This is a genomic window from Methylobacterium sp. J-001 (genome assembly GCF_022829565.1).
Classification (GTDB): Bacteria; Pseudomonadota; Alphaproteobacteria; order Rhizobiales; family Beijerinckiaceae; genus Methylobacterium.
In genome coordinates, this window is the sequence record NZ_JAKSYN010000093.1 from 32,886 (window position 1) to 57,984 (window position 25,099).

At 66.5% G+C, this 25,099-nt stretch carries 27 protein-coding genes; 11 read left to right on the forward strand and 16 right to left on the reverse strand.

Annotated features, from left to right (window positions below; all coding sequences use genetic code 11):
• The first annotated feature begins 16 nt into the window (after positions 1-16).
• Positions 17-994, forward strand: a complete 978-nt coding sequence (locus MKK65_RS10000; protein WP_243957429.1) for a dipeptidase — start codon at positions 17-19, stop codon at positions 992-994.
• A gap of 5 nt (positions 995-999) precedes the next feature.
• Positions 1,000-1,530: a 4-vinyl reductase gene (locus MKK65_RS10005; protein WP_243943940.1), complete on the forward strand. Its 531-nt coding sequence runs from the start codon at positions 1,000-1,002 to the stop codon at positions 1,528-1,530.
• A gap of 52 nt (positions 1,531-1,582) precedes the next feature.
• On the opposite strand, the gene solA is transcribed toward MKK65_RS10005, so the two are convergent.
• The 6 genes from solA to MKK65_RS10035 all read right to left on the reverse strand — a co-directional run bounded on the left by solA (position 1,583) and on the right by MKK65_RS10035 (position 7,499).
• The gene (solA, locus tag MKK65_RS10010) at positions 1,583-2,743 is read right to left on the reverse strand and encodes an N-methyl-L-tryptophan oxidase (protein ID WP_243957430.1); all 1,161 of its coding nucleotides are present in this window, start codon (positions 2,741-2,743) and stop codon (positions 1,583-1,585) included.
• Between the two features lie 292 nt (positions 2,744-3,035).
• Positions 3,036-3,974, reverse strand: a complete 939-nt coding sequence (locus tag MKK65_RS10015; RefSeq protein ID WP_243943945.1) for an arginase family protein — start codon at positions 3,972-3,974, stop codon at positions 3,036-3,038.
• On the reverse strand, positions 3,971-5,230 hold the full coding sequence (locus tag MKK65_RS10020) for a M20/M25/M40 family metallo-hydrolase (RefSeq protein WP_243957431.1): 1,260 nt from the start codon (positions 5,228-5,230) through the stop codon (positions 3,971-3,973). The genes MKK65_RS10015 and MKK65_RS10020 overlap by 4 nt, the downstream gene beginning before the upstream one ends.
• The gene (locus MKK65_RS10025; RefSeq protein ID WP_243957432.1) at positions 5,217-5,882 is read right to left on the reverse strand and encodes an amino acid ABC transporter permease; all 666 of its coding nucleotides are present in this window, start codon (positions 5,880-5,882) and stop codon (positions 5,217-5,219) included. The genes MKK65_RS10020 and MKK65_RS10025 overlap by 14 nt, the downstream gene beginning before the upstream one ends.
• 10 nt (positions 5,883-5,892) lie before the next feature.
• The gene (locus tag MKK65_RS10030) at positions 5,893-6,702 is read right to left on the reverse strand and encodes an ABC transporter substrate-binding protein (protein ID WP_243943951.1); all 810 of its coding nucleotides are present in this window, start codon (positions 6,700-6,702) and stop codon (positions 5,893-5,895) included.
• A gap of 32 nt (positions 6,703-6,734) precedes the next feature.
• The gene (locus tag MKK65_RS10035; RefSeq protein ID WP_243957457.1) at positions 6,735-7,499 is read right to left on the reverse strand and encodes an amino acid ABC transporter ATP-binding protein; all 765 of its coding nucleotides are present in this window, start codon (positions 7,497-7,499) and stop codon (positions 6,735-6,737) included.
• 109 nt (positions 7,500-7,608) lie between these two features.
• On the opposite strand from MKK65_RS10035, the gene MKK65_RS10040 reads away from it, so the two are divergent.
• The 5 genes from MKK65_RS10040 (at position 7,609) to MKK65_RS10060 (ending at position 12,257) form a co-directional block, all read left to right on the forward strand.
• Positions 7,609-8,508 carry a LysR family transcriptional regulator gene (locus MKK65_RS10040; protein WP_243957433.1) on the forward strand — a complete coding sequence of 300 codons (900 nt, stop codon included), beginning with the start codon at positions 7,609-7,611 and terminating at the stop codon, positions 8,506-8,508.
• Positions 8,505-9,773 (forward strand): M28 family metallopeptidase, encoded by a 1,269-nt coding sequence (locus tag MKK65_RS10045; protein ID WP_243957435.1) that lies wholly within the window; start codon positions 8,505-8,507, stop codon positions 9,771-9,773. Before MKK65_RS10040 ends, MKK65_RS10045 begins: the two co-directional genes overlap by 4 nt.
• A gap of 332 nt (positions 9,774-10,105) precedes the next feature.
• A complete protein-coding gene (locus MKK65_RS10050; protein ID WP_313899043.1) occupies positions 10,106-10,387 on the forward strand; it encodes a hypothetical protein in 282 nt (93 codons plus the stop codon).
• A 94-nt stretch (positions 10,388-10,481) separates the two neighbouring features.
• Complete coding sequence (locus tag MKK65_RS10055; protein ID WP_243957437.1) at positions 10,482-11,213, forward strand: Crp/Fnr family transcriptional regulator; 732 nt, start codon at positions 10,482-10,484, stop codon at positions 11,211-11,213.
• A 336-nt stretch (positions 11,214-11,549) separates the two neighbouring features.
• Positions 11,550-12,257 (forward strand): Crp/Fnr family transcriptional regulator, encoded by a 708-nt coding sequence (locus tag MKK65_RS10060; protein WP_243957439.1) that lies wholly within the window; start codon positions 11,550-11,552, stop codon positions 12,255-12,257.
• Positions 12,258-12,260: 3 nt separating this feature from the next.
• On the opposite strand, the gene MKK65_RS10065 is transcribed toward MKK65_RS10060, so the two are convergent.
• The 5 genes from MKK65_RS10065 to cyoA form a co-directional block, all read right to left on the reverse strand.
• Positions 12,261-12,803 (reverse strand): hypothetical protein, encoded by a 543-nt coding sequence (locus tag MKK65_RS10065; protein ID WP_243957441.1) that lies wholly within the window; start codon positions 12,801-12,803, stop codon positions 12,261-12,263.
• A 120-nt stretch (positions 12,804-12,923) separates the two neighbouring features.
• Complete coding sequence (cyoD, locus tag MKK65_RS10070; RefSeq protein ID WP_243957443.1) at positions 12,924-13,304, reverse strand: cytochrome o ubiquinol oxidase subunit IV; 381 nt, start codon at positions 13,302-13,304, stop codon at positions 12,924-12,926.
• A complete protein-coding gene (cyoC, locus tag MKK65_RS10075; protein ID WP_243957444.1) occupies positions 13,301-13,933 on the reverse strand; it encodes a cytochrome o ubiquinol oxidase subunit III in 633 nt (210 codons plus the stop codon). Before cyoC ends, cyoD begins: the two co-directional genes overlap by 4 nt.
• Positions 13,930-15,927, reverse strand: coding sequence for a cytochrome o ubiquinol oxidase subunit I (gene cyoB / locus MKK65_RS10080; RefSeq protein ID WP_243957445.1), 1,998 nt, complete (start codon positions 15,925-15,927; stop codon positions 13,930-13,932). The genes cyoC and cyoB overlap by 4 nt, the downstream gene beginning before the upstream one ends.
• 68 nt (positions 15,928-15,995) lie before the next feature.
• Positions 15,996-17,102, reverse strand: coding sequence for a ubiquinol oxidase subunit II (gene cyoA / locus MKK65_RS10085; protein ID WP_243957446.1), 1,107 nt, complete (start codon positions 17,100-17,102; stop codon positions 15,996-15,998).
• A gap of 175 nt (positions 17,103-17,277) precedes the next feature.
• Here cyoA and MKK65_RS10090 point away from each other — a divergent pair, with 175 nt between their 5' ends.
• Together MKK65_RS10090 and MKK65_RS10095 are read left to right on the forward strand one after the other, a co-directional pair.
• A complete protein-coding gene (locus tag MKK65_RS10090; RefSeq protein WP_243957459.1) occupies positions 17,278-18,609 on the forward strand; it encodes an MFS transporter in 1,332 nt (443 codons plus the stop codon).
• Positions 18,599-18,979 carry a hypothetical protein gene (locus MKK65_RS10095; protein WP_243957447.1) on the forward strand — a complete coding sequence of 127 codons (381 nt, stop codon included), beginning with the start codon at positions 18,599-18,601 and terminating at the stop codon, positions 18,977-18,979. The genes MKK65_RS10090 and MKK65_RS10095 overlap by 11 nt, the downstream gene beginning before the upstream one ends.
• A gap of 39 nt (positions 18,980-19,018) precedes the next feature.
• Here MKK65_RS10095 and MKK65_RS10100 read toward each other — a convergent pair whose 3' ends face one another.
• The 4 genes from MKK65_RS10100 to MKK65_RS10115 all read right to left on the reverse strand — a co-directional run bounded on the left by MKK65_RS10100 (position 19,019) and on the right by MKK65_RS10115 (position 22,355).
• A complete protein-coding gene (locus MKK65_RS10100; protein WP_243957448.1) occupies positions 19,019-19,954 on the reverse strand; it encodes a PDR/VanB family oxidoreductase in 936 nt (311 codons plus the stop codon).
• Between the two features lie 4 nt (positions 19,955-19,958).
• Positions 19,959-20,528, reverse strand: a complete 570-nt coding sequence (locus tag MKK65_RS10105; protein WP_243957449.1) for an MOSC domain-containing protein — start codon at positions 20,526-20,528, stop codon at positions 19,959-19,961.
• Positions 20,525-20,917, reverse strand: a complete 393-nt coding sequence (locus MKK65_RS10110) for a Rid family detoxifying hydrolase (protein ID WP_050735886.1) — start codon at positions 20,915-20,917, stop codon at positions 20,525-20,527. Before MKK65_RS10110 ends, MKK65_RS10105 begins: the two co-directional genes overlap by 4 nt.
• 109 nt (positions 20,918-21,026) lie before the next feature.
• Positions 21,027-22,355 (reverse strand): MFS transporter, encoded by a 1,329-nt coding sequence (locus tag MKK65_RS10115; RefSeq protein WP_409565392.1) that lies wholly within the window; start codon positions 22,353-22,355, stop codon positions 21,027-21,029.
• Between the two features lie 168 nt (positions 22,356-22,523).
• On the opposite strand from MKK65_RS10115, the gene MKK65_RS10120 reads away from it, so the two are divergent.
• On the forward strand, positions 22,524-23,135 hold the full coding sequence (locus MKK65_RS10120) for a helix-turn-helix domain-containing protein (protein WP_050735884.1): 612 nt from the start codon (positions 22,524-22,526) through the stop codon (positions 23,133-23,135).
• 500 nt (positions 23,136-23,635) lie between these two features.
• Here MKK65_RS10120 and MKK65_RS10125 read toward each other — a convergent pair whose 3' ends face one another.
• Positions 23,636-24,367, reverse strand: a complete 732-nt coding sequence (locus MKK65_RS10125; protein ID WP_147853240.1) for an autoinducer binding domain-containing protein — start codon at positions 24,365-24,367, stop codon at positions 23,636-23,638.
• 172 nt (positions 24,368-24,539) lie between these two features.
• Here MKK65_RS10125 and MKK65_RS10130 point away from each other — a divergent pair.
• Positions 24,540-25,099, forward strand: a 560-nt coding sequence (locus MKK65_RS10130) for an acyl-homoserine-lactone synthase (protein ID WP_243957451.1), incomplete at its 3' end; no start/stop codon positions are given.

The following is a 25,099-nucleotide window of genomic DNA, read 5'->3' on the forward strand; positions in this document are numbered from 1 at the left end:
CCAGCGGAGACCGCGCATGCCGTCCGACCTGCACGACCGATCGATCGTCATCGACGGCCTGATCATCTCTGATTTCGGCCGACCGGTCTTCGAGGACATGCGGAAGGCTGGGCTCACCGCCGCGAACTGCACCTGCTGCGTCTGGGAGAATTTCACGGAGACGATGCGCAACGTGATGCGCTGGAAAACGTATTTACGCGACCATACGGACCTGATCACGCAAATCTACACCACCGCCGACATACGGGCCGCCAAGGAGGCTGGGAAAACCGGGATCATCCTTGGCTGGCAGAACATCACCGGCATCGAGGACCAGATCGGCTATCTCGGCCTGTTCAAGGAACTCGGTGTCGGCATCATCCAGATGGCCTACAACACTCAGAACCTCGTCGGCACCGGCTGCTACGAGAGCCGGGATGGCGGCCTTTCCGATTTCGGGCACGATGTGCTGGCCGAGATGAACCGGCTCGGCGTCCTAGCCGACCTCTCGCATGTGGGTCCCAAGACCAGCGAGGACGTGATTGTCGCCTCGAAGCAACGGGTTGCCTACTCCCATTGCCTTCCGGCCGGGCTGAAGGCGCACCCGCGTAACAAATCCGACGAACAGCTACGCTTCATTGCCGAGCGGGACGGGTTCGTTGGCGTGACCATGTTCCCGCCCTTCCTCAGGCGCGGGCCGGAATCGACGGTCGACGATTACGTCGAGGCGATCGAGTACGTCCTGAACCTGTGCGGCGAAGACAAGGTCGGCATCGGCACCGACTTCACGCAGGGTTACGGCCGGCCGTTCTTCGACTGGATCACCCACGACAAGGGCTATGGCCGCCGGCTCACTGATTTCGGCGAGGTGATCAACCCCGAGGGTCTGCGCACCATCGGCGAGTGGCCCAACCTGACGGCGGCGATGGAGCGCCGTGGCTGGCCGGACGCCCGTATCGAACGGGTCATCGGCGGCAACTGGGTCGCGCTCCTGCGCGACGTGTGGGGAGCGTGAGGACCATGGGCAAGCCGCAGGTCGAGATCCACGTCGACGACGCCACCGGGCGCTGGTCCGTCGATGCGCTGCCGATGATCCTGGTGCCGCAGCACTTCTTCCTCAACAACCACTTTGCCCTTGAGACGGAGCTGGGGCACGAACGGCTGGCCGAGGTGCTGCGGCCCGCAGGCCATCGCTCGGCCTACCATTGGTGTGAGAAGGAAGCTGCTCATCACGGGCTGGACGGCCTCGAGGCCTTCCACCACTACATGCGGCGCATCACCCAGCGCGGCTGGGGTCAGTTCGAGGTACTGGACGTCGATCTTGGCGCCGGCACCGCTTCGGTCCGCCTGCGGAACTCGGCCTTCGTGGACGAGGAGCGCCGACGTCTCGGCCGCAAGGTCTGCACGATGTTCGCTGCGTGGCTCGAAGGCTCGCTCGAGTACGCGGCGGCGGCCTCGGGCCGGACGCTGCATCTCCAGGCCCGGGAAGCCTACTGCGCTGCGGAGGGCACACACGACCATTGCCTGTTCGAGGTCACGCCGCGGGTATAGGCCCCGGCTCTTTCCCTTCCCGGCCGGCTCCCTTCCCGTGACGCCTTCGGCACTACCGACCGGCGGGGCGCAGGCCCGGCCGGTCGAGGCCGAGGAAGCCGATCTCGTGGCGGGTCCGCCCGTCGCCGCTGGCAAGGTCCGCCAAGATCTCGCCGATCACTGAGCAGAACTTGTAGCCGTGCCCCGAGCACGGCGAGGCGAGCACGACCTGCGGATGCTCCGGGTGGTGATCGAGAATGAAGTGCTCGTCGGGGGTGTTGGTGAACATGCAGTCGCGCAGAGCCATGGTCGGTCCGCTGCCGGCGGGGAAGTAGCGTTCCGCGAAGTCGCGCAGGAGGCGCTCGTCGGCGGCATCCGGCTCCCGCCGCACGGCGTCGGGGGCGCCGGTCTCCCCAAGGTGATGGTAGCGCCCGAACTTGAACCCCGGAACCTCATAGACGGGCAGTCCGTAGTAGCGCCCCTCCGGCACCTGCAGGTTGAAGACCGGAAAGCGCGACGGCTCGAACCAAGCGGGCTCCTGTGGCTGGAGCCATGCCAGCACTTGGCGCTCCGGGACGGCAAGACCGGCCAGGGGCGCGGCGAGGTCCGCCGCCCAGGCCCCCGCCGTCAGGACCAGCCGCCCGGCTTCGTAGGTGCCGTGATCGGTCCGCACGACGACCCCGCCCCCAGGGGTCGCCTGCCAGTCGAGAACCTGCTCGCGAGCATGGATTTCCGCGCCGTGGGCCTGCGCAGCCCGGACGTGGGCGACGATCGCCCGCTCGCTGGCCACGAGCCCGCCCTGGGGCTGATAGACGGCGCGCATGCCCTCCGCGAGCCGGTAGGCCGGGAACCGCTCGTTGACCGCGTTGGCAGTGAGGACCTCGTGGGGCAGGTCGTGCAGCCGGGCCGAAGCCAGGGCGCCCTGAAAGACATCGCTCTCCTCGGCGCCGCCGTCGATGGAGCCGGTGATCACCAGGATTTCGTCGCCCGTCGCCGCCTCGAGGTCCCGCCACAGCGCGTAGGCCCGGTGCAGGAGCGGCACATAGGCCGGATCCTCATAGTACGGTAGACGGATGATCCGGCTGATCCCGTGGGACGAACCCATGGCGTGGGGGATGTCGTATCGCTCCAGCCCGAGCACGCGCTGACCGCGCTTGGCCAACTGCCAGGCCGCGGCACTGCCCATCCCGCCAATCCCGACCACGATGACATCGTAGGGCGTGTCCGAACGCATGGCGGCCTGCATCATTGACCTGAGGGCAAAGGATCGCGCCCCGCGTATGGTCATCCCCCGGAAGGCCGGGGATCGGCTTGGACGCAAGCGGCGCATCGGTAAGCTGCATGCGGCACGAGCGGGACCGTGCTTTGTCTACGATCCCCCGTGCCGGACCGCAGGCTCTGGAAGACAGGCGTGCTCGCCCACTGCGGGAGGGGGCAACCCCTCCATATGCCGCCGGTATCGCCTCTCCTCAGGGCATGGCCCCCAAGGGCGATCTCTCACACCCGGCTGGTCGGGCCGACGATACTCAGGCCATGTCCTGGATCAGGTCGTGCCGGCGGGCCAGCAGAAGCATACCCTCCATGATCATGTGCGCACACAGATGCGCGGCCATGTCGTTCACGTCCTGCGGCGGGCTCACGGTGTTGAAGTCCATCGCCACGATGTTCAGGCCGCTCAAGCTGCGGATCAGCTCGATTCCCTCCCGCGCCGTCAGGCCGCCCCAGGTGGGCGTGCAGACGCCGGGGGCGACGGACGGATCGAAGACATCCATGTCCCAGCAGAGATAGACCGGCCGTTCGCCCACGGTGCTGCGGAACTCGGCCATGGTCTGCGCGAAGCCCCGCCGCAGCAACGTCTCCGCGGTCACGACACGGAAACCGAGATGGGCCGCGTGGGTGAGCACGCCGCTGCAATAGGTGAACCCGCGCACCCCCACATGCCAGGACCGGGAGGCGTCGACCCAGCCTTCCTCCGCGGCGTTCGTGAACTGCGTCGCGGCGTTGTAGCGGTCGTCCGGCTCGTAGGGATAGGCGTCCGTGTGGCTGTCGATATGGAGCGCGACGAGCCCCGGGTGGCGGCGCCCCGCCGCTCGCATGAGGGCCAGCGATACCGAACCGTCGCCGCCGATCCCGACCGGCACGGCCCCCGCATCGAGGATCGCGCCGGCCGCCGCCTCGATCCGGGGCAGCGCGTCGTCGATGCGCCCCGGCGTGAGGGCGACGTTGCCGCAATCGACGGCGCCGAGGAGGCTCAGCACGTCGACATCCGCCAGCGAGGGGTGGAACCGGCGGATGAGGCCGGATTGGCGGCGCACGGCGGTCGGACCCTGCCGCGCCCCGACCCGGAAGGCGTGCGTTCCGCAGTCGAACGGGACGCCGAGGATCGCCGCCCGGCATCCGGGACCGGGGCTCCCGGCGGGAAGCCCCATGAAGGTTTCCGGCGCGGTGAACAGCGGTTCGGTCAAGGCTGTGTGTCCCTCAGGAAGTCGAAGGCGGTGAGCGCGTGGACGCGGGCGACCTGCCCGAGTTCGGCGATGGCGGCGAACTCGTCGGGGCCGCCCATGCCGTGGGGGGTGGGCCCGTAGACGACGGTGGGGATGCCCCGCATCCGGAACCAACGGGCGTCCGAGCCGCCGACCCGCATGTTCACCGCGACCGGGGCACCCACCACGTCCCCGGCGGCGGCGGCGCACAGGCGCACGAGGCGATGGTTCGGGTCGGTATGGTTCGGCGCGAAGTTCCGCAGCACCCGGACCGTCAGGTCCGGATCGTCGAGGGCGCCGCGGATCGCGGTCTCGACCGCCTCCGCCGCCACGCCGACGGGGAGGCGGATGTCGAGGGCGGCGCGGGCCCGGGACGGGATGAGATTGGGCGAGGTGCCACCCTCGATCCGGCCGAGATTGACGGTGATCCGGCCGAGCGTGTCCGTCTCGCCGGCCCCGGCCAGGGGCTCGGAGATGGGACGCGACCGCGCGATCGCTTCGCTCACGGCGGCCGGTGCAACCACGGGCACCGCCGCCAAGGCCGCGCCGAGCCGGTCCAGCGCCCTGCGCAGCCGGTCGATCGCATTGTCCCCGAGGTGGACGTGGGCGCCGTGGGCGGGCCGGCCCACCGCCTCGACCTCGATCCAGAGGAAGCCCTTCTCGCCGAAGCGCAGGACGCGCGGCGAGCCGGCATCGCCGATGATCACCGCATCCCCCGTCGCGTGGGGTACGGTGTCGAGCAGCCACCGGGTTCCGAGGGGGCCCATCGTCTCCTCGTCTCCGGCCAGCGTGAGAACGACTTCGCCAGGCCATGCGTCCGCGACGTCGGCAAGCCCGGCGAGGGCGACGATGGAGGCGGCGATCCCGCCCTTCATGTCGGCGGCCCCGCGTCCGTACAGGAGCCCATCGATGGTCGCGCCGGCCGGATCGACGCTCCAAGCGCCGGGTTCACCCACGGGGTAGGTGTCGAGATGGCCGTTGAGGATGACCCGCCGGCCAGGGCCCGCGCCCCGAACCCGGGCAACCACGTTCACGATGCCCTCCGCACTCTCGTGCCGCGCGATCTCGGCCGAGGGCACCGTTTCGCGGATGCAGGCGACAGCGACCTCGGCGACCGTGCGGGTGTCCCCAGGCGGGTTCGGGGACGCGGCCGCAATCAGCCGCCGGGCGATGGCGGCCACCTCGGAGGCACGGTCGGTGGCGAGGGCGCGGCGGGCGGCGATGTCAGCGCGCGGCAAGGCGGCGCTCCCAGATGCGGATTGACTGTGTCAGCGGCCAGCAAATTATGAAGTAAATCACCGCAATGAAGGTAAATATCTCCAGCGGACGGAAGGTCGATGACGATAGCTCCATACCCCTTCGGGTGATCTCGCCCACGGAAATCACCGCGGCAAGTGAAGAGTACTTGATGAGCTGCACGAAATTGGCTGCGAGCGGCGGCAGGATCAGGCGGACCGCCTGCGGAAGAACGATCCGGACGAAGCTCTGGCCCGGCGTGAGTCCGAGGACCTGCGCCGCCTCCCGGTGCCCGACCGGGACAGCCTGGATGCCCGCTCGGAAAACCTCGGCGATGAAGGCTGACGAGTAGATCGACAGGCCGAGGACAGCGGCGGCGAAGGCATCGAGGCGGATCCCGAGAAGGATCGGCAGGACGTAATAGGCCCATAGGAGTTGCACGAGGATCGGGGTGTTGCGGATGATCTCGCCATAGACAAGGGCGATCATCCGCAGGGGCCAGAAGCGAGAGCTCGACATGACCGCGACCAGAAGCCCCCCCGCCGTCGCGAAGACGAGGGTCAGCCCCGAGATGATGAGGGTCGTCTGGACGCCTGACAGCAGGAACGGGAGATTCGCCGGAATCACGTCCCAGCGGAATTGATAGGTGCCCATCGCCGGCGGCCTACGGCGCGACGATCGGGCCGAGCCCGTTCTTGTCGGCGAACTTGGCGAGACGCCCGTCGAGCTTGATCGTGTCGACGAACAGATTGACGTAGTTGAGCCAGATCTGGTCGCCCGGCGCGACGACATAGGCGTAGGGCGTCACCGCGAGCTTCTCCGGCGGCAGCAGGTAGGTAACGCCGGGGAACTCCTTCTTCATGCGCAGGGCGGTGGGGAAGTCGCTCATGATGACGTCGGCCCGGTTCGTCATCAGTTCCGCTTGGCTGGTGGCCGGCGGCGCCACGGCGTTGACGGCGGCGTTCTTCAAGTAGCCGCGCATGAACGGCTCGATGTAGGAGCCGAGGGTGACCGCGGCGGTGATCCCCTTCTTGTCAATGTCGCCCCATTGCTTGATCGGGCCGTCCCCCTTCACCACCGCATAGACGTTGGTCACGAGGTACGGCCTCGAGAACTCGACGGCTTGCGCCCGCTTCATGGTCGCGCCGACGCCGAACATGCCGATGTCGCATTTGTTGGCCTGAAGGTCAGCGATGAATGTGCCGAAAGCCGTCTCGACGACTTCGAGCTTGACGCCCATGTCCTTTGCCAACTCCTTCATCAGGTCGGCGTCGATCCCCTCGAGTTCACCGGTCGCGGGGTTGCGGAAGGAGATCGAGTAGTAGAGCGGCCAAGTGCACACGCGCAGCTTGCCGGACTTGGTGATGTCGTAGAGATGCGACTGCGTTTGCTGGGCGTCAGCGGGAAGAATCGCCCCGAGAAGGGCGATCCCGGTCAGGACGGCCGTGAGGAACCCCGTGAAACGACGTGTCATCGTGCAATCCTCCGTCTGAATGCGGGTGTCGGTCAGTCCTCGAACTGTGCCAGGAAGCGGCGCGCGCGGTCGGTGTGGGGCGCGGCGAAGAAGGCCTTAGGTTCGCCCTCCTCGATGATCCGGCCGCCATCCATGAAGACGACGCGGCTGCCGACCTTCTCGGCAAACCCCATCTCGTGGGTCACGACCATCATGGTCATCCCCTCGCCGGCGAGGTCGCGCATCACCGCCAGAACCTCGCGCCGCAATTCTGGGTCGAGCGCGCTCGTCGGCTCGTCGAACAGGAGGACGGCCGGGCGCATGGCCAGGGCGCGGGCGATGGCCACGCGTTGCTGCTGGCCGCCCGAGAGGCGGCCCGGATAGGCATCGCGCTTGTCGGACAGGCCGACCTTGGCGAGCAGCGCCTCGGCCCGGGCGACGGCCTCGTCGCGCATCAGCCCCCGCACGCGGATCGGGGCCTCGATGACATTGGCCAGCACGGTCATATGCGGCCACAGATTGAAGTGCTGGAAGACCATGCCGACGTCCGACCGCACGGCGCGGGCGGCCCGCGCGACGGAGCGGTCCGCCTTACTGCTGGCGACGACCTGATCGTGCATGAGCACGCGGCCCTGGTCCGGTGCCGTGAGGAGGGCAAGGCAGCGCAACAACGTGGTCTTGCCCGAGCCGCTCGGCCCGATGACGCAGACCACCTCCCGTTCGTGCAGGGTGAGATCCACGGCATCGAGGACGCGGTGCGTCCCGAACGCCTTCCCGATCTCCTGACCCACCAGAACCCGTCGCGCCGAAGCCACCATCATTCATCACCGTTCGTGATGGTGGCAGATTGAGGCGATCAGGGAGCGTCTGTCACGCTCGAATTTTAGGCTTGCCAGCGAGTCGATTGCCGCTCGATAAATCATAGTTATGGATCTTCGCCAGATCGAACTTTTCACTGCGATCATCGAGAACGGCAGCCTGACGGCGGCGGCTCGCGCTCTCGGCGTCACGCAGCCGGCCGTGAGCGCCGGGCTGGCACGCCTCGAACGGGCGGTCGGCTTTTCTCTCTTCCGTCGGGACGGCCGGCAGGTGGTGCCCACGTCGGAGGCGATGCTCTTCTACAGAGAGGCCGTCCGCGCCCTCGCCGGCGTCGCGCAACTCGACGATGCGGCCGCCGCCATAGCCGCCACCGCCCGCGGCTCGCTGACGGTCGCCACCAACCCGAGCCCCGGAATCGCTTGGCTTCCCCGCATCGTCGCGGAGTTCCAGCGGACGCGGCCGGACGTCCGCCTGAACCTGCTGACTCGCTCCTCGCTCGAGATCCGGGATCTCGTTGCGGCCCGTGCCTTCGATTTGGGCATCGCCGAGCCGCCCTTCGACAAAAAGGACAGTGTCGTCCGCCGGTATCGCTTCGCGGCGGTCACAGCTCTCAAGACGAATCATCCCCTGGCGATGCACGAGACTTTGACCCCCGCGCTGCTCGACGGCGTGCCGATGATCGGGCTGCTTCCCGCGCACGGCACCACTCCCGCGATCGCTCAGGCCTTCGCCGCGCACGGGGCGGATTTGCGGATCATGGTCCGGTGCGAGTTCTTCGCGACCGCGCTGAACCTCGCGGCAGAGGGTGCTGGGATCGCCCTGGTCGATCCGATCAGCGCGGCGTGCTACGCGGCGCCCGACATCGTCCTCCGGCCGTTCACCCCGCGCATCGTCTACGAGGTGGCCGTGCTGAAGCCGGCGCAGAGCGGCCTCTCCCGTCTCGCTGAGGCCTTCGCTGGGGAGATCGACCGGCACGTTCGGCCCTACCTGATGGAGCACGGTTCGTGACGCAGCCTCTCCCCTCCTCCGTCGCGGCCTCGATTCTGTCAGACCGCCTCCTGCCGGACGAGTTCGCGGCGATCTGTGATTGTGGCGGACGCCTCGCAGGCACATCATCGGAGGATGCCGCAAAAGCCCTCCTCCGGTGCCTGGGCGAGAAGGCGGCGGGGCGCGCGGCCGGGATCGTCCCGACGCCCTATGACGGCTGGCGGTCATCCTCCGCCACGCTGGAACGCGTCGAGGGGGATCGGACCGCTCCGCTGGGCTGCCATCCCCTCGTGCGCACCGTCGCCACGCCGCCCTCCGGGCTGGAGGCGGAGGTCGTGGATGTTGGGCGAGGCACCGAGGCAGAGTTCACCGCGCTTGCTCCCCTCCTGGCGGGCCGCATCGCGTTGGTACGGCACGAATACATGTTCGCGCCTGGGCACATCCACCGCCGGTTGAAATATGCCTGGGCGCGGGAGGCGGGTGCCGTGGGCTTCCTAATCGCCGGACCCCTTCCGACACGCCCGGTCGCGGGATCATCCGGCCGGGGCCGGGAAGACGGAATCCCCGCCCTCGGGATCACGCCAGAGGCCGCTGCACGTCTCGCGCCTACAGGAGCGGGCTACGCCCGGGCCCGGCTCACGATCGTCGCAACGGAGTTCGCAGCCAGCACGGAGGCGATCCTGTTCGACCTGCCGGGGCAAACCGCCGAGACTGTCGTGCTGAGCGCCCATCTCGACGGACACGATCTCGCCGAGAGCGCGATGGACAACGCCACCGGTGTCGCGGCGGCCCTTGCCGTGACGCGGGCGCTCGCCCCTCATGCGGGGCATTTCCGGCGCGGACTGCGCCTCGCCTTCTTCAGCGCCGAGGAATGGGCCCTGACGGGCTCGCGGGTCTATCTAGACCGACTGCCCGAGGCCGAGCGCGAGACCCTCGCCTTGAACATCAACCTCGATTCGGTCGCCGGCTCCGGCCGTCTGACGGCCTTGTGCAGCGGCCTTCCAGGCCTTGCGGCCTGGGCTGAGCGAGCCACCGGCGCGGCGGGCGTGCCCGTCGGGACTTTCCTGCCGCCAATGGCCAACTCGGACCACGCCAACTTCACGCGGCACGGCGTCCCGGCCCTGCGCCTCGTCGCAGGCTTCGATGAAGGAAACTCCAATCTCAGGTACGTTCTGACGGCGGCCGATACGCGCGACAAGGTAACAGTGGGGCAACTGCGTCTAGCGGCCCTCGCCGCCGCCGCGATGGTGTGGTCCGCTCTCACCGATGAGCAGCTTCCCCACTAAGGAGCCTGCCACAACCCTCCCGGACCCTCCAGGGGGGCTCTTCATTGTGGGGAACGCCCCGCAGCCATCGCAGCGCTCGTTCCACCAAATTGCAAATCGAACATGCGGTGATCGTGGCAGACGTTGCTGGAGAATCGCGTTCTTCGTAGGGCTGCAAAGCCAGTCGATCGAACTACGCCAGAATGTCCGGTTCCAGTAGCCCTACGCCTGAAAGCGGATTTTCCCGCTTTCGGCCAACTTCAGCCGGCTGCTTCCCGTGGGTGCATTGTTTCAGATCAAAGCGTAGTCAGATAAATTCGGCAGGTTTGAAACGTCCCATGCGGGGAGGTTTCATGCGCGAATATCTCATCACATTTCACAAGATCGTCCTGGATGGCGCCGGGCACGATCGGTGCATCGTGCAACGCCGCACGCGGCTACGCGCGCGATCGGACGTCAGCGCAGTTTGGGAGGCCAAAGCGCTCTTCTGCCGAGCCCTCGGCATCTCGGACTGGCGGCTGCGAGCCGATACCTGCGAGGTCGTGGAGCTGGCGCATTTCACTGCACCGCTCAGATACCCGTTTGGGACAGAGACGGGGCTTTGGGATGACACAGCGCGCGATCAGGGTGCATAAGTGCCGTGCGCATGATGCGGCGGGTTTCCATTGTGCGCTTCAAGAGTGGATCGGGTAAGCTCGTCATTCCGTGAGGAAGTCCGAGACGTGGCTGATGCCGAGCGAGACCTGCGGCCCTGAGCGGCATCCGTGTCGGCATGGACGCACCGAGGGTGGCTGTACCCACTGCCAAGTTCGCCTCGTGAGCGTCTGCTCCGCACTCACACCAGAGGAACTGAACGAGCTCGAATTGCTCAGCCGGCACGTCGTGCTCGATGCGCGTCAGACTCTCTTCTCGCAGGGCGAGGAAACCACGGCCGTCTACAACGTCACCAGGGGAGCCGTACGCCTCTCGCGCCTGCTTCCGGACGGACGCCGCCACGTCATGAGCTTCGCTCTTGTCGGGGACTTCCTCGGCCTCGTGCTGACGGAGCGGCAGACGGTGACCGCCGAGGCCCTGTCACCCGTCACCGTCTGCCGTTTCGATCGCCGTGCGTTCCAAGATCTTATGGTCCGAAAGCCCCATCTCCTGCAGCGCCTGCATGAGCGCGCCGGCTACGAGCTCGGCCTCGCGCAGGAGCTGATGCTGCTGCTCGCCCGACGTGGGGCCGAGGAGAAGGTCGCGAGCTTCTTGGTTGCCCTGCGCGGACGCTACGCGCGCATCGGCCTGACTTCGGTGACGCTGGAGCTGCCTATGGGCCGACAGGACATCGCCGACCATCTCGGCCTCACCATCGAGACGGTAAGCCGCACGCTGACACGCCTAGACCGCGAGAAGCTCATCCTGATCGTACCTGGCGGGGTCCGCCTGCTCGACATGCCCCGACTTGAACGCCTCGGTGGATAACGCAGCCAAAATGCTTCGGCGCGCGGACGCCCTGACATTTGGAGCTGTTGCCTTGATCTGAGACAAGGACCCGGCGGCCCGACGGGATCAGTTCGGAGAAATTGATCACGGAGACACCGATGCCCGACCTGCAAGCCCAACCGTCCCAGCCATCCCCGCGCAAGCTCGGCTTGTCGTAGGCGGCGCCGGGCACTGCGAGCCTGCTGCCCACTTCGGTGACCATGTCGACCCGCCCTGGGGTGCGGGTGCAAGCTCGTGACCGACGATCCACGCATCTCATCTCACGCAGGTCCCGGCCAGCACGCCTGCCTGCTGTCACCTTCAAGGATTGGATCGGTGCCGACCGAGATCTGCGCGAACTGCCCCGTCCGCGAACACGCGCTGTGCAGCAGCCTCAACGACGAGGGTGTGATCGCCTTCACCGGTCTGTGCCAGCGCCGTTGCGTCACGGCGGGCGAGACCGTGATGTGGGCGGGCGACGAGAGCCGGATCTGTGCCAATCTGCTGTCGGGCGTCATGAAGATGGTCGCCGCCACGGCCGACGGACGAGAGCAAATTGTTGGCTTGTTCTACCCGGCCGATTTCGTCGGTGAGCCCTACGCAGAAGAGCACGCCTTCACCGTCACGGCCTTGACCGATGTGGAACTGTGTACGGTCCAGAGACGGCCCTTCGAGCACTTTCTGGAGGAGCACGCGCCGATGGAGAACCTCCTGCTCCAGCGTACATTACGAGCGCTGAAGGAGGCGCGCGGTCGCATGCTGAGCTTGGCCCGCCTCTCGGCCGGTGAGAAGGTGGCCGGACTCCTCATCGACATGGCTGCACGAGCGGAGCGATGTGCCCGGCGACCGGGATCGGACCAACCGGCAACCTTCGATCTGCCGATGACCCGCGGTCATATGGCAGACGTGCTCGGGATGACGATCGAGACGGTGAGCCGACAACTCACGAAGCTGAAGGGCGCCGGCGTGCTCGCCCTCTCGGGCAATCGGACGGTGACGATCAAAGATACACATGCGCTTCGTGCTCGGGCGGCGGCCCGATAGGCGTCAACTCGCCCGCCGGCAGAGGCTGTCGAAGAGCAGCGACTGGCCGCTGGCCGTCAGGTGATCGCGGCCGAGTGCCAGGACCGCAAACTCGTCCAAAACCATCGATTGGCGGCCCGCCGCGAAGAAGCAGCGGAGCATGTACCCGAAAGTCTCGGCCGAGATCCTGCCGTTCGGCACCGGCCCCGCTTGCAGCGCTGCGATCAGGTCCTCAGCGTGCACGAGGTCATCGGTGTGGCGTGCATCGACGTGGCGCATCAATGCCGCCGCCAGCGGATCCTGCCCCGCCCACCCAAAGATCCTGGTGATGAACGCATCGCCTTCCCTCTCTCCCTCGACGAACGCGCCGAGCGCCAGGCGCAGCCGTTCAGCCTGTGTGTCCGTCGGCCAGACGGGCAAGCTGTCGGCACAGGCTTCCAACAGATCGCATAGGCACGCTAGCTGCTCGTGACGTGTCATCATACGATCCAGGTCTGCTTCCTGAATGACGCACGACTGTCCCGAGGCGTGTATCGGGCTGTCGCTAGATGTGTCTGGCGCCATCATCGATATCTCCTGACGCACACTCGTGTGGTCATGCCGGCGTCGGCGGATACATGCTTGATGAGCCGGGCGCAGCTCGGCCGCTACTAGAAGTCTCCCCCGTCACGGCTGCGCCTGACCGGCTCAGCGCATCGTCGACATGGCGCCATCCGGCATCGGCATCATGTTCGTGTTGAGGTGGTACATCACCCACACCGAGCCGCCGATCGTCAGCACCACGATCACGGCCGTGAACAAGAAGGCGAGCAACGTCCAGCCGTCCTCCGACTGCGTATCGAGGTGCAAGAAGCTGACGACGTGGACGACGATCTGGACGAGTGCCAGCGCGAATATGATTGCCGCCGTCACCGCCGGATCAGGCAGCGCCGCGGACATGACCAGCCAGAACGGGACGACCGTAAGCAGGATCGAGAGCGCGACGCCGATCCGGTAGCCGCGGCGGCTGCCATACCCGTGAGCGGCCCCATGACCCTCGGGTGCGAGATGGACGGGACGGGTGCTCAACGGATCACTCCATACAGGTAGACGAAGTTGAAGACGCCGATCCAGATGATGTCCAGGAAGTGCCAGAACATGGACAGGCACACGACCCGGCGCCTGATCTCGCTCGTGAGCCCGTGCTGGCTGATCTGGACGAGCATCGTCACGACCCAGATCAGCCCGACGGTGACGTGCGCGCCGTGCGTCCCGACCAGGGTGAAGAAGGCGGACAGGAACGCGCTGCGCTGCGGACCGGCCCCTTCGGCGATTAGGTGCGAGAACTCGTAGAGTTCGACGCCGACGAAGGCGGCGCCCAGCAGCCCGGTCACCGCGAGCCAGAGCCGCGTCGGGCCGATCCGACCCGCCTCCATGTGCGGCATGGCCTGTCCGAAGGTGATGGACGAAGCGAGCAGGAGCGCCGTGTTGAGGGCGACCAGCGGCAGATCGAAAATCTGCCGTGGGACGGGACCGCCGGCGTAGCTGGTGCTCACCACGCCGAACATCGCGAACAGCGAGGCGAAGATAAGCGCGTCGCTCATCAGGTAGATCCAGAAGCCCAGGACCGTGGAGCCACCGCCATGGTCGTGATCGTCCGGATCCAGGTGGTGCCAGGTAATGGCGACCTCGCGGGCGTCGGTTGTGCGATGGGTCATCTCAAGCCCTCACGGCCAGCGGCTGCCGCGCGTTCCGTCGCCGCGACCTCGGCGGCCGGAATAAAGGTGTCGCGCTTCAAGTTGAAGGTGTGTCCGACCGCCAAGGCGAGCAGGGCGACGAAGGTCAGGGCGGCGAGCCACCACATGTACCAGACCATGCCGAACCCGAGGGCGAGCGACAGGCCGGCGAGGATCACACCCGTGCCGGTGTTCCGCGGCATGTGGATCGGGCGGAACTCGTCCGCGGGCCGCTGGTAGCCGCGCGCCTTCATGTCGTACCACGCGTCCAGGTCGTGCACGACGGGCAGGAAGGCGAAGTTGTACGCTGGCGGCGGCGACGAGGTGGACCATTCGAGCGTCCGGCCGCCCCACGGGTCGCCCTTCGTGTCGCGCAGCTCCTCGCGCTTCACGAAGCCCATGACGATGCTCATCACGAAGCCGAGGATGCCGACGAGGATGATGAGCGCCCCGATCGCGGCGATGACGAAGTATGGCTGAATGCTCGGGTCGTCGAAGTGGTGGACGCGGCGGGCGGTACCCATCAGGCCGACCACGTAGATCGGCGTCCAGGCGACCCAATAGCCCACCACCCAACCCCAGAAGGCGACCTTCCCCCAGAACGGGTCGAGCTTGAACCCGAACGCCTTGGGGAACCAGTAGACCATGGCGGCGAACAGCCCGAACACGACGCCGCCGATGATGGTGTTGTGAAAGTGCGCCACGAGGAAGAGCGAATTGTGGAGCACGAAGTCCGCCGGCGGGATCGCGAGCAGCACGCCGGTCATGCCGCCGACCACAAAGGTTAGCATGAAGGCCACCACCCACATCATCGGCAGCTCGAAGCGGATGTCGCCGCGGTACATCGTGAACAGCCAGTTGAAGACCTTTGCCCCCGTGGGGATCGAGATCACCATCGTGGCGATGCCGAAGAAGCTATTGACAGCTGGGCCCGCCCCCATCGTGAAGAAGTGGTGCAGCCAGACCAAGTAGGACAGGATGGTGATGACCACAGTCGCGTAGACCATCGACGTGTAACCGAACAGACGCTTGCCGGTGAAGGTCGAGGTGATCTCCGAGTAGATGCCAAACGCGGGCAGGACGAGCACGTAGACCTCGGGGTGACCCCAGATCCAGACCATGTTCCAGTACATCATCGGCGCTCCGCCGAGCTCGTTGGTGAAGAAGTTCGTCCCGACGTAGCGGTCGAGCATCAGCAGGAAGAACGCGACCGTGAGCGCCGGGAAGATGGCAATCGCCAGCACGTTCGAGCACAGCGCAGTCCAGCAGAAGACCGGCAGCTTCATCATGGTCATGCCGGGCGCGCGCATCTTGATGATGGTCGCCACCATGTTGATCGCCGACAGCGTCGTACCTACACCCGCGATCTGCAGCGACCAAAGATAGTAGTCGACGCCGGTATCCGGGCTGTAGGACAGCTCGGCCAGCGGCGCGTAGGACAGCCAGCCGGTCCGGGCGAACTCGCCGATGAACAGCGAGATCATCGTCAGCACCGCGCCGGCCGCGGTGAGCCAGAAGCTCAGGTTGTTCAAGAATGGGAAGGCGACGTCGCGTGCGCCGATCTGGAGCGGCATCACGAAGTTGATCAGGCCGACCACCAGCGGGATCGCCACGAAGAAGATCATGATCGTCCCATGGGCAGTAAAAATCTGATCGTAGTGGTGGGCGGGCAGGTAGCCCTCGTTGGCCCCGAAGGCGATCGCCTGTTGAACCCGCATCATCAGTGCGTCGGCGAAGCCGCGCAGCAGCATGATGATGCCGAGGATGACGTACATGATGCCGATCTTCTTATGATCGACGCTCGTGAACCACTCCCTCCACAGATAGCCCCAGAGCCGGAACCACGTCGCCGCGCAGACGATGGCGAGGCCCAGCAGCGCGACGACGACGAAGGTACCGAACAGGATCGGCTCGTGGATCGGGAACGACTCCCAGCCCAGGCGGCCGAAGATCGTCTTGAGTGTCGTTTCGGTCATGATGGTCCCGTGGACGAGAGATTAGGCCTGCTCTGCGCCCCGGGAGCGGCAAAGAGCTCGATGTCGGGCTACTGGAGGTCGCGGTTGCGCCCATCGCCCGGCTTAAGCTGGCCGGGGGTCTCGGGCTCGACCGGCTTGGTGACGTTCGGGCTCGTGCCCTTCTCGTCGGGTGACTTCTCCAGCGCAGACTTCGGCTTGATGCCGGTCAGCGGCTGCGCCTCGCGGCCCGGCGGCATGGCGGGGGCCGGGTGCGCATGGTGCGGATGTCCGCCGCTCGCCTGCATGTCCCGCCGCATGACGTCGATCATGCACGGTTTGCCGGGTTCGATGCAGCGGTTGACCGCGCGGTCGAACAAGCCATTCTGGAGGGAGGCGAAGTGCATCACCGGCACCTTCTCGCTCGGCTTGACCAGCTCGACGAGGGTGGACAACTCCAAACCGCTTTCGGCTGCCTTCACGTCCGCCACCCAGCGGTCGAAATCGGCCCCTTCGACGCCACGCAACTTGAAGCGCATGTCGGAGTACCCACGGCCAGTGTAGTTGCCCGAGTACCCCCAGCTTTCGCCGGGCTTGTTAAGCACCGCGTTCAGTTCCGAGCGCATGGTCGGCATGGCGTAGATCATGCCGGCGAGGGTCGGTGCGTAGAAGGTATTGAACTGGTCCGTCGAGGTGATCGAGAAGCGCACCGGCACGTTCACCGGCAGTGCCAGCTCGTTCACGGTCGCGATCCCGAGGTCGGGATAGATGAACAGCCACTTCCAATCGAGCGCCACGACTTGGACGTTCAGCGGCTTGGCGTTCGGCGGAACGGGAACGCCCGGCGCGAGGCGCTCCAGTGGGCGGAACGGGTCGAGCAGGTGGGTGCTCGTCCAGGTCACCGCGCTCAACGCGATGATGATGAGCAGCGGGCAGGACCAGATCACCAGTTCGAGCGTCGTCGAATGGTCGAAGCTGGGATCGTAGATCTTGTTCGGGTTACCGCTCCGGTATCGGTAGGCGAACAGCACGGTCAGCACCATCACCGGCACGATGATGAGCAGCATGACACCGACCGAGAACAGGATCAGGTTGCGCTGCTGATAGGCGACATCGCCGGTCGGGTTCAACACCACCATGTCGCAGCCGCTGAGCAGCAGCGGCAGGACGAGGAGTGGGAGGCCGGTGGCCCGTTTCATGAGGCTGGTTGCTGGGCTGGGCATGGCCCTTCGAATAGCCGCCGAGCTTCCGGTCGACTTTGACCGCGGTCAAACCGCGCTGGATTTTCAGCCGCTATGGTTGGTGGCCGGCCCTGATGTCTTGCGGGCGCCCGGAACAAGGCCCCGCGGCGGGGTGGAGGGGAGGATCGAACGAATGGCAGCCACGACCGCCAGTGCCGCGAGCTCGACGCCGCTGGAGCGCGACGCCCGCCTCGTCAACGCGCGGGAGCATCGGATCCGGCCCGGCGAGATCGCGGTGGGCGTCATCATCGGGCGGTCGTCGGAGTTCTTCGACTTCTTCGTCTACGCGATCGCCTCGGTACTGGTGTTCCCGTCGCTGATCTTCCCCTACGCCGACGCGCTCACCGGCACGCTTTACTCCTTCGCGATCTTCTCGTCGGCATTCGTCGCTCGGCCCTTCGGCGCGCTCGCGTTCATGTGGGTCGACCGCAGGCACGGGAGGGGGGTCAAGCTGACTGTCGCGCTCTTCCTACTTGGGGGATCGACCGCCGCCATGGCGTTCTTGCCCGGCTACGCACAGGTCGGAGGTGTCGCAGCGGTTATTCTGGCCGTGTTGCGGATCGGGCAGGGCTTCGCCCAGGGCGGCACCTGGGACGGGTTGCCTGCACTCCTGTCGCTTAGCGCACCGCCGGAGCGGCGCGGCTGGTTCCGAATGGTCCCGCAGCTCGGCGCGCCCATCGGGATGTTCGTGGCCAGCGCCCTGTTCGCGTTTCTGCTTCTCACGCTGAGACCGGCGGACTTCCTCGACTGGGGCTGGCGGTACCCGTTCTTCGTCGCCTTCGTGATCAACGTCGTGGCGCTGTTCGCCAGGCTGCGGCTGATCTCGACTCCCGAATTCGAACGCTTGTACCAGAGCCGTGAGCTCCAGCCGTCCCCTGTGGCCGGCCTGTTCCGCGAGGAATGGCGGACTGTGATCCTCGGCGCGTTCGCTCCCCTGGCGAGTTTTGCGCTGTTCCATCTCGTCACCGTGTTCCCGCTCTCGTGGGTGGTCCTCACGTCTAGCGACGCTCCGCTGAACTTCCTGGTGATCGAGCTTGCCGGGGCGGCCGTCGGATTGCTGGCTGTCGCCTTGTCCGGGCTTATAGCCGATCGGATCGGCGGCCGAACGGTGCTTGGTTTGTCCGCCATCCTGATCGCCGCCTACAGCGGCTTCGCCCCCCAGTTGCTCGGCAGCGGCTTGGCGGGCGAATGGACCTACGTGCTGCTCGGCTTTGGGCTTCTGGGGCTCGCCTTCGGTCAGTCCTCCGGTGCGTTAAACGACAGTTTCTCGTCTCGGCATCGCTACACGGGCGCGGGCACGACGGCGACAGCCGCGTGGTTCATCGGCGCCGGCTTCGCGCCGCTCGTCGCCCTGCTGATGGCAAGCACCTTTGGGCTGGTCTCAGTTGGGGCTTACCTCCTCTCCGGGGCGGTCTGCACGCTCCTGGCGCTGGCCCTCAACCGGCGGGGGGGCCGTGCATCGTAGTGGCTCCAAGTTCCTGCTGCGTGACAGCAACATCTCGGCGCCGCTGCGTTGGAAGCGGGAGCGATTCAACCCGTCTGCTTCACGCCACCGGTTGCCAGAAACCGGACAGACAGCTTTTGGCCAGACTACGCCATGCCGGATCGCCGATGGGCGCAAAAGCGATCGTTCGGCTTGGCGCCCAATGCAGCCATCTGACCGCGTCACCGCCGAACTTGAAAGCGGACTCGCTTCGAAGCGCCCGTCCGACAAAGCCAGCGGCGGTCGCTCACTCATTGAAGGCAAGGCGATTCAGCTCGTGGCACTGCATCTTCTCGTTCAGGGCATGGCCGAGACGGTGGCCTTCATCACGAGCGGCCCGTGCCGGGGCTGAGGCGCCCCGGTCAATGAGCCGGGGTCGCGCTGCAAGTGATCAGAGGGCGAGCGTCACGGTCCCGCGGGCTCGGGAGACACAGGGCATCAGGTGGTCTAGGCGTCTGGCCTGGGGCAGCACGACGTCGCGGTGGATCACGTCGCCTTCCCGATAGCCGCATTCGCAGGCGCCGCACACGCCGATCTCGCAGGACGAGGGCATCTTGACCCCGTTCTGGCGCAGGACCTCCAGGAGCGAGGTTTCGGCGGGGACATGCAGGGTCGCGCCAGTCGAGGCGATCTGCACATCGAAGGGTTCGGGCACGTAGCCCTCATCGACCAGAGGCGCGAAATGCTCGACATGCACCTGCTCCGCCGGCCAGCCCAGCGCCTGCACCGCCGCCGTCAGACGCTGGGGTCCGCAGGCGTAGAGGTGGGCGCCGTCCTCCGGCGGCCCGAGCGTCGCGGGATCGAGCCGTCGGCCCTCCGCAGTGTACCAGCAGTGCAGGCGTTCACCGCAGACTGCGCGCAGCTCCTCCAGCAGGGGGGCATGCGCGGCAGAGCGCGCGCAGAGGTGGAGTGTGAAGTCGCCCCCGGTCGCGGCCAGGTGCCGTGCCATGGCGGCGACGGGCGTCACGCCGATACCGCCGCCGATAAGCACGTGGTGGCGCGCCCCGGCGGCCAGGGGGAAATGGTTGCGCGGATGCGAGATGGGGACGGTTGTGCCGGCGGCGAGGTGGGCATGCGCCCAGGCCGAACCGCCACGCCCCGCCTCCTCGCGTTTGATCGCTAGAACGTACCGGCTCCGGTCGGCGGGGTCGCCGCAAAGAGAGTACTGCCTCACCCGCTCGTCCGGCAGGCGCAGGTCGACATGGGCGCCGGGCTCCCAGGCGGGCAACTGAGGGCGCTGCGGATGGACGAGGGTGAGGCGCACCACCTCCGGTGTGGTGGCCAGGGCCTCCACGACCGTCAGCTTCATGACGATGCGGGCGGACATCGCCTTACTCCACCAGGGTGATCGGATCGCCCGGCCGGATGATGCCGCCGCGCTCGATCCCGCAATTGAGGCCGGAGCGGTTGTAAAGCGGCAGGTAGACGGGGAGGCCGAGCAGTTCCTCAAGGTATTTGCACGGGAAGTTCAGCCGCCCCCCGCGCAGGATCACCTCGCCCACCCGGAAGCGGCGGCCGACGAGGTGGTTGAGGGGCACACCACGTACCGTGAGGTTGCGGCGGTGGTCGATGGGCGCCAGGTGGATCGGCCCATCCTGAAGCGGCGGATCGTTGCGCGCGAGGGCGTCGAGCACCTCGTGCTCGATCAGCGTCACCTCGCGGGTGTCGGCCTTGGGCGAGTATGTGCCGGTGCCGAGGCAATAGCGGTCGCCTTCGATGCCCCGGCCGGCGACGCAGCGGGCCTCCGTCAGCTCCTCCATTTCGTAGCTCGCCGCAGGGGCAATGTGGATGTGGAGCAGGCTGCCCTGCCACCCGGTGGCGCCACCGGGCACGCCGTGGGCGACCGAGCCGACCTTGTGGGCGAAGGCCTCGATATGGGGAGGGGCCGCGGTCGTGCTCATCGGGCGGGTCCTGTCGCGAGGGCGATGGCCTCGACCTCGACCAGGGCGTCGCGCGGCAGGCGCGCCACCTCTACGGTCGAGCGCGCCGGGGCGGCTTCTGGGAAGTGCTCAGCGTAGACGGCGTTCATCGCGGCGAAGTCGTTCATGTTCTTCAGGAACACCGTGGTCTTGGCCACGCTCGCGAGGCTGGCGCCCCCGGCTTCCAGCACCGCCGCTAGGTTGGCAAGCGAGCGGCGCGTCTGCGCCTCGATCCCCTCCGGGAACGCCCCCGTGGCGGGGTCGATCGGCAGCTGCCCCGAGGCGAAGACGAGGTCGCCCACCCGGGTGGCCTGAGCATAGGGTCCCACCGCCGGCGCGGCGGCCTCCGTAGCGATGATCGTTCGGGTCAAAGCCGCCCTCCTTCGAGGCATTCTTGCCTGATTTATATTCCACCGCAGTGGACGAATGTCCACAAAAGGGTCGTAGGGTTTTGCATCAATGATGCGGCCGTCACCTCGCTCAGTCGATGGGCCGCCGGGCTGTTTCGGGTGCCAGGTAGGTGGCCACGAGCGTCACGCAGGCGAGGACGATGAGATAGGTCGAGATCGGCCATGTCGCCCCGCCGCTCCAGGTGAGGAGGGCGGCGGCGATCAGCGGGGTGAAGCCGCCGCTCAGGGCCGCGCCGACCTGGAACCCGAGGGAGGCGCCGCTGTAGCGCAAGCGGGCGTGGAACATCTCGGACATCCAGGCGGCCCCGGTCCCGAACATGATGCCCTGGCCGAAGCTGAGGGCGACCGCGACTGTCAGGGCGATGGTGGTCGGGTTACGGGTGTCGAGGAGTTGGAACATCGGGAAAGCGAAGGCGATCGAGAACAGGCAGGCGGCCACGAACAAGGTCTTGCGGCCGTAGCGGTCCGACAGCCAGCCGAAGGCCGGGATGGTGAAGAGTTCGATCACCGCTGCGATCAGGATCCCGTTGAGGATCACGCCGCGTGACAGCCCGAGCTGGCCGGTGACGTAGGAGATCGAGAACACGGTCACCACGCTGACATAGGCGATCTCCGAGACCTTCAGGCCCACCGCCTTCAGGAACAGGCCCGGATGCTCGGTGAGGATCTCCATCACCGGCAGCCGGGCCGTCGCCGCTTTTGCCTTGATCGCTCGAAAGGCAGGGGTCTCGTGCAGCCGCAGGCGGATGAACAGGCCGACGAGGACCAGCGGCGCGCTCGCCAGGAACGGCACCCGCCAGCCCCAGGACAGGAACGCCTGCTCCGGCAGGAGGCCGGTCAGCGCGAAGGCGCCGATCGAGAGGATCACCCCGATCGGGTATCCGAGCTGGACGACGCTACCGTAGAACCCCCGCCGCTCCTGCGGCACGCTCTCCACCACCATCAGCACGGCGCCGCCCCATTCGCCGCCGATCCCGATGCCCTGGACCAGCCGCAGGGCGACGAGGAGGACCGGGGCCAGGATGCCGATCTGCCCATAGGTCGGCAGGCAGCCGATCAGGAAAGTGCCGATGCCCATGATCATCAGGGTCAGGGCCAGCATGGCCTTGCGCCCGACCCGGTCACCGAAATGGCCGAACACCGCCCCGCCGAGGGGCCGCGCCAGGAAACCCACGGCGTAGGAGCCGAACGCGGCGATGGTCCCCACCACCGGATCGATGCTGGGGAAGAACAGCTTATTGAACACCAGTGCGCTGGCCGTTCCGTAGATCAGGAAGTCGTACCACTCGATGGTGGTGCCGATGACGCTCGACCAAACGATCTGGCGGCGGTCCGCAGGGGTCACGGGATCCTGCGCGGCCAGCAGGGTTCCATCCATCGGGAGGGCGGTGTCGAGCATGTCGGACATCCACTTTGCAGGAGGAATTTCCACTCCAGGTGATACAAGCCGCGTGCCAACCGAACGCTTCGGTCCAGCGGACACGGCCGCGCCGGTCGTGCTAAGTCCCTCCCGCGAGCTTCCGGGAACGTGGGAGCGCTCTGGCCGGGGGACCAGGACGACGTGCCGATGACGGTCATGACAGAGGGGCGGCGCGAGCAGGCCGACGCGGAGGCCCGCTCGCAGCTCCAGGTGCTCGCCGAAGAAATCCGGCGGCGGCGCAAGGAGCGAGATCTCTCCCTGGAGGCGCTGAGCGCCCGCTCGGGGGTGAGCCGTTCGATGATCTCCAAGGTGGAGCGAGGCGAGGCGGTGCCATCGACGGCGGTGCTCTCGCGGCTCGCCGAGGCCCTGGACGTGACCTTCTCGCGCCTGATGTCGCCGGCCACCGACCGGGAGGTGCTGCTGATCCCCGCCGCCCGCCAGCCGGTGCTGCGGGACGAGGAATCGGGCTTCCTGCGCCGCTGCCTCTCACCGGTCCTGCCGGGCCGGGGGATCGACATGGTGCTCAACACCCTGCCGCCGGGGGCGACGGCGGGGGAGTTTGTGGCCCACCGCAGGGGCGTCTCGGAATACATCTTCGTGCTGAAGGGGCGCCTGCGCGCCGTCATCGGAGAGCGGTCCCTCGTGGTCGAGGAAGGGGACAGCCTGTATTTCGAGGCCGATGCCGGGCACGCCTTCACCAATCTCGGGGCGGAGGCTTGCCAGTACTTCCTGGTCATCGACGCAACGCGGCTGCGGTGAGCGTAGCCTTCCACGCCGGATAAAAGTCGCCCCTAGAACAACAGCGTTGGAGAATCGCCGTTGGCAGCTTGAGCGGCCGAGTTGAAATAGTAGCAGTCCGTACGCTCAACCGGTGGACCTTCTTGGAAGCCGACCGGCAGCTTCCGGTCAGATGCTGTCGTTCGTGGCGGCTCAGACGTTGGCGCTCGGAACCATCTTTTATCGGCGCGTGATGTGCGGCCTGCGTCAAGAAGTCCGGTTTGTTCGTTCTTCGATTATGCGGAGCGCCTCGAGCCGCTCATCGTCGTTCTGAAGTGCGCAGAAAGCCCGAATCAACCTGGCGAGCAGGTATGTGCCGTGCAGATCACCGGCCTTGTCTAGTTCGACAGCAACTTCAGTCGCAAACGTTTGCACAGGTACGCTGAGGGCTGCCGCAATCAATCGCAGAAGATGATCGTCTCGCTCGTCGTGCTCCAAGGGCTACTCGAATTTTCTGTCGGCCGATGCGGGATGCCCCGTACCTAGACGATCAAACCGAGCCGGAAACCCTCGGCGACAGACTGAGCCCGATTGCGTGTTCGAAGTTTCGTGCGCACCCCGCGCAGGTGTGAGTCGACCCCGTGTTCCGAGATGCCCATGATCTCGCCGATTTCCCAATCGGTTTTTCCCTCAGCGGTCCACTGAAGGGTCTCACGCTCGCGCGGTGAAAGGCCGGCGGATTGTTCAATTGGCTGGCCGCGCACAAGGAGGCCGTGACCGAAGGCGTAGCTCGCGACAAGCGTCAGCATTCCGCGATGCTCAGGGGCTATCTCGAGCCGGCGGCCCGCAAAGCTCATCCCGCCGATCTCACCCTCGACGGTCGTCAGGGGGACCGTGTAGCCGTCGCTAAGGCCGAACTCGGCCGCCTCGTTCATGATTTGAACAGCGGTCTCCGACGTCGGCGACGGAAGTGCAGGGTCGCGCCAGCCAAATCCCGTCTGCCTGTGCAGGGTTTGAACGACGATCGGATCGTGTGCGGCGTAGCGCCGATGCAGGTACCGTTGCCGCCACTCGTCGGGAACGCTTTCCATCACCAGGAACTGCCGGTTGAAGCCGGTCAGGGCGGAAGATGTAGGGAGAAGCCCGGCGATGATCGCGTCGATCCCAAAACCCGCGAGTTGGCGGTGTACGGTTGAAACCACTTCGGGAACGCTGACAGCTCGGTCAAGCTCTTTGAGCAACTTGAGCGTGTGATCGAGTGATTTTCGGCTCACGACAGGTCCAATCGTCTGCTCTCGAAAGCTTCGAGCCGCGGTTCAACTGACGATAGCACCGAGACCTCATCTCCGGAAATAGCCCACACCGCGCAACAAACGGGCGGACACCACGCGTTCGCGTGGTGTCGCGCGCCTCGTCGGGCGGGCACACCAAGCACGGAGGTGTTTCATGATTCAAGTCATCACTGCCGCGAATATCGATCATAACCGAGACCTAATGGAGCAAGCGTGGCGCCTGCGGCATAGGATTTTCGTGGAGGAGATGGGCTGGGCGGCAATCGCGCGCGATGACAAGCGTGAGATCGACGAGTTTGACGACGAGCACGCCGTCCATCTTCTAGCAGTCGACGAAGATGAGGTTGTGGGATACTCCAGACTTCTTCCAACTGCACGCCCCTACGTTCTCTCCACGCATTTGCCTCAGCTTTGCGAAGGCGTGCCACCCTCCTCGCCGCATATCGTCGAATGGAGTCGGATCGGCGTTGCCGGTTCCGCTCGCACCTCGGGCCGTCGGCTTAATCCAACAGCCCTGGCCATTCTCACAGGCATCGTCGAGTGGGGGTTGCCTCGAGGCCTGAAAGGCTTCGTCTCCGAAATGCCAACGAGTTGGCTTCTGCGGCTGCTTCAGTTGCATATCCATGCCCTGCCACTTGGGCTTCCGCAGATGATCGATGACGTCGAGATCGTCGCGGTCAATGCCGGCTTCGACGGCCGCAGCCTCCGACAGCT

What these genes read in the sequence shown, in the direction of transcription:
- MKK65_RS10035 (WP_243957457.1), bottom strand. Translation starts at nt 7,499, where the DNA reads ATGGTGGCTTCGGCGCGACGGGTTCTGGTGGGTCAGGAGATCGGGAAG.
- MKK65_RS10100 (WP_243957448.1), bottom strand. Translation starts at nt 19,954, where the DNA reads ATGTCCGCCCGCATCGTCATGAAGCTGACGGTCGTGGAGGCCCTGGCC.
- MKK65_RS10090 (WP_243957459.1), top strand. Translation starts at nt 17,278, where the DNA reads ATGGCAGCCACGACCGCCAGTGCCGCGAGCTCGACGCCGCTGGAGCGC.
- MKK65_RS10105 (WP_243957449.1), bottom strand. Translation starts at nt 20,528, where the DNA reads ATGAGCACGACCGCGGCCCCTCCCCATATCGAGGCCTTCGCCCACAAG.
- solA (WP_243957430.1), bottom strand. Translation starts at nt 2,743, where the DNA reads ATGCGTTCGGACACGCCCTACGATGTCATCGTGGTCGGGATTGGCGGG.
- MKK65_RS10030 (WP_243943951.1), bottom strand. Translation starts at nt 6,702, where the DNA reads ATGACACGTCGTTTCACGGGGTTCCTCACGGCCGTCCTGACCGGGATC.
- MKK65_RS10005 (WP_243943940.1), top strand. Translation starts at nt 1,000, where the DNA reads ATGGGCAAGCCGCAGGTCGAGATCCACGTCGACGACGCCACCGGGCGC.
- MKK65_RS10120 (WP_050735884.1), top strand. Translation starts at nt 22,524, where the DNA reads ATGACGGTCATGACAGAGGGGCGGCGCGAGCAGGCCGACGCGGAGGCC.
- MKK65_RS10025 (WP_243957432.1), bottom strand. Translation starts at nt 5,882, where the DNA reads ATGGGCACCTATCAATTCCGCTGGGACGTGATTCCGGCGAATCTCCCG.
- MKK65_RS10115 (WP_409565392.1), bottom strand. Translation starts at nt 22,355, where the DNA reads ATGCTCGACACCGCCCTCCCGATGGATGGAACCCTGCTGGCCGCGCAG.
- MKK65_RS10000 (WP_243957429.1), top strand. Translation starts at nt 17, where the DNA reads ATGCCGTCCGACCTGCACGACCGATCGATCGTCATCGACGGCCTGATC.
- cyoB (WP_243957445.1), bottom strand. Translation starts at nt 15,927, where the DNA reads ATGACCGAAACGACACTCAAGACGATCTTCGGCCGCCTGGGCTGGGAG.
- MKK65_RS10055 (WP_243957437.1), top strand. Translation starts at nt 10,482, where the DNA reads ATGCCGAGCGAGACCTGCGGCCCTGAGCGGCATCCGTGTCGGCATGGA.
- cyoA (WP_243957446.1), bottom strand. Translation starts at nt 17,102, where the DNA reads ATGAAACGGGCCACCGGCCTCCCACTCCTCGTCCTGCCGCTGCTGCTC.
- MKK65_RS10065 (WP_243957441.1), bottom strand. Translation starts at nt 12,803, where the DNA reads ATGATGGCGCCAGACACATCTAGCGACAGCCCGATACACGCCTCGGGA.
- cyoC (WP_243957444.1), bottom strand. Translation starts at nt 13,933, where the DNA reads ATGACCCATCGCACAACCGACGCCCGCGAGGTCGCCATTACCTGGCAC.
- MKK65_RS10050 (WP_313899043.1), top strand. Translation starts at nt 10,106, where the DNA reads ATGCGCGAATATCTCATCACATTTCACAAGATCGTCCTGGATGGCGCC.
- MKK65_RS10040 (WP_243957433.1), top strand. Translation starts at nt 7,609, where the DNA reads ATGGATCTTCGCCAGATCGAACTTTTCACTGCGATCATCGAGAACGGC.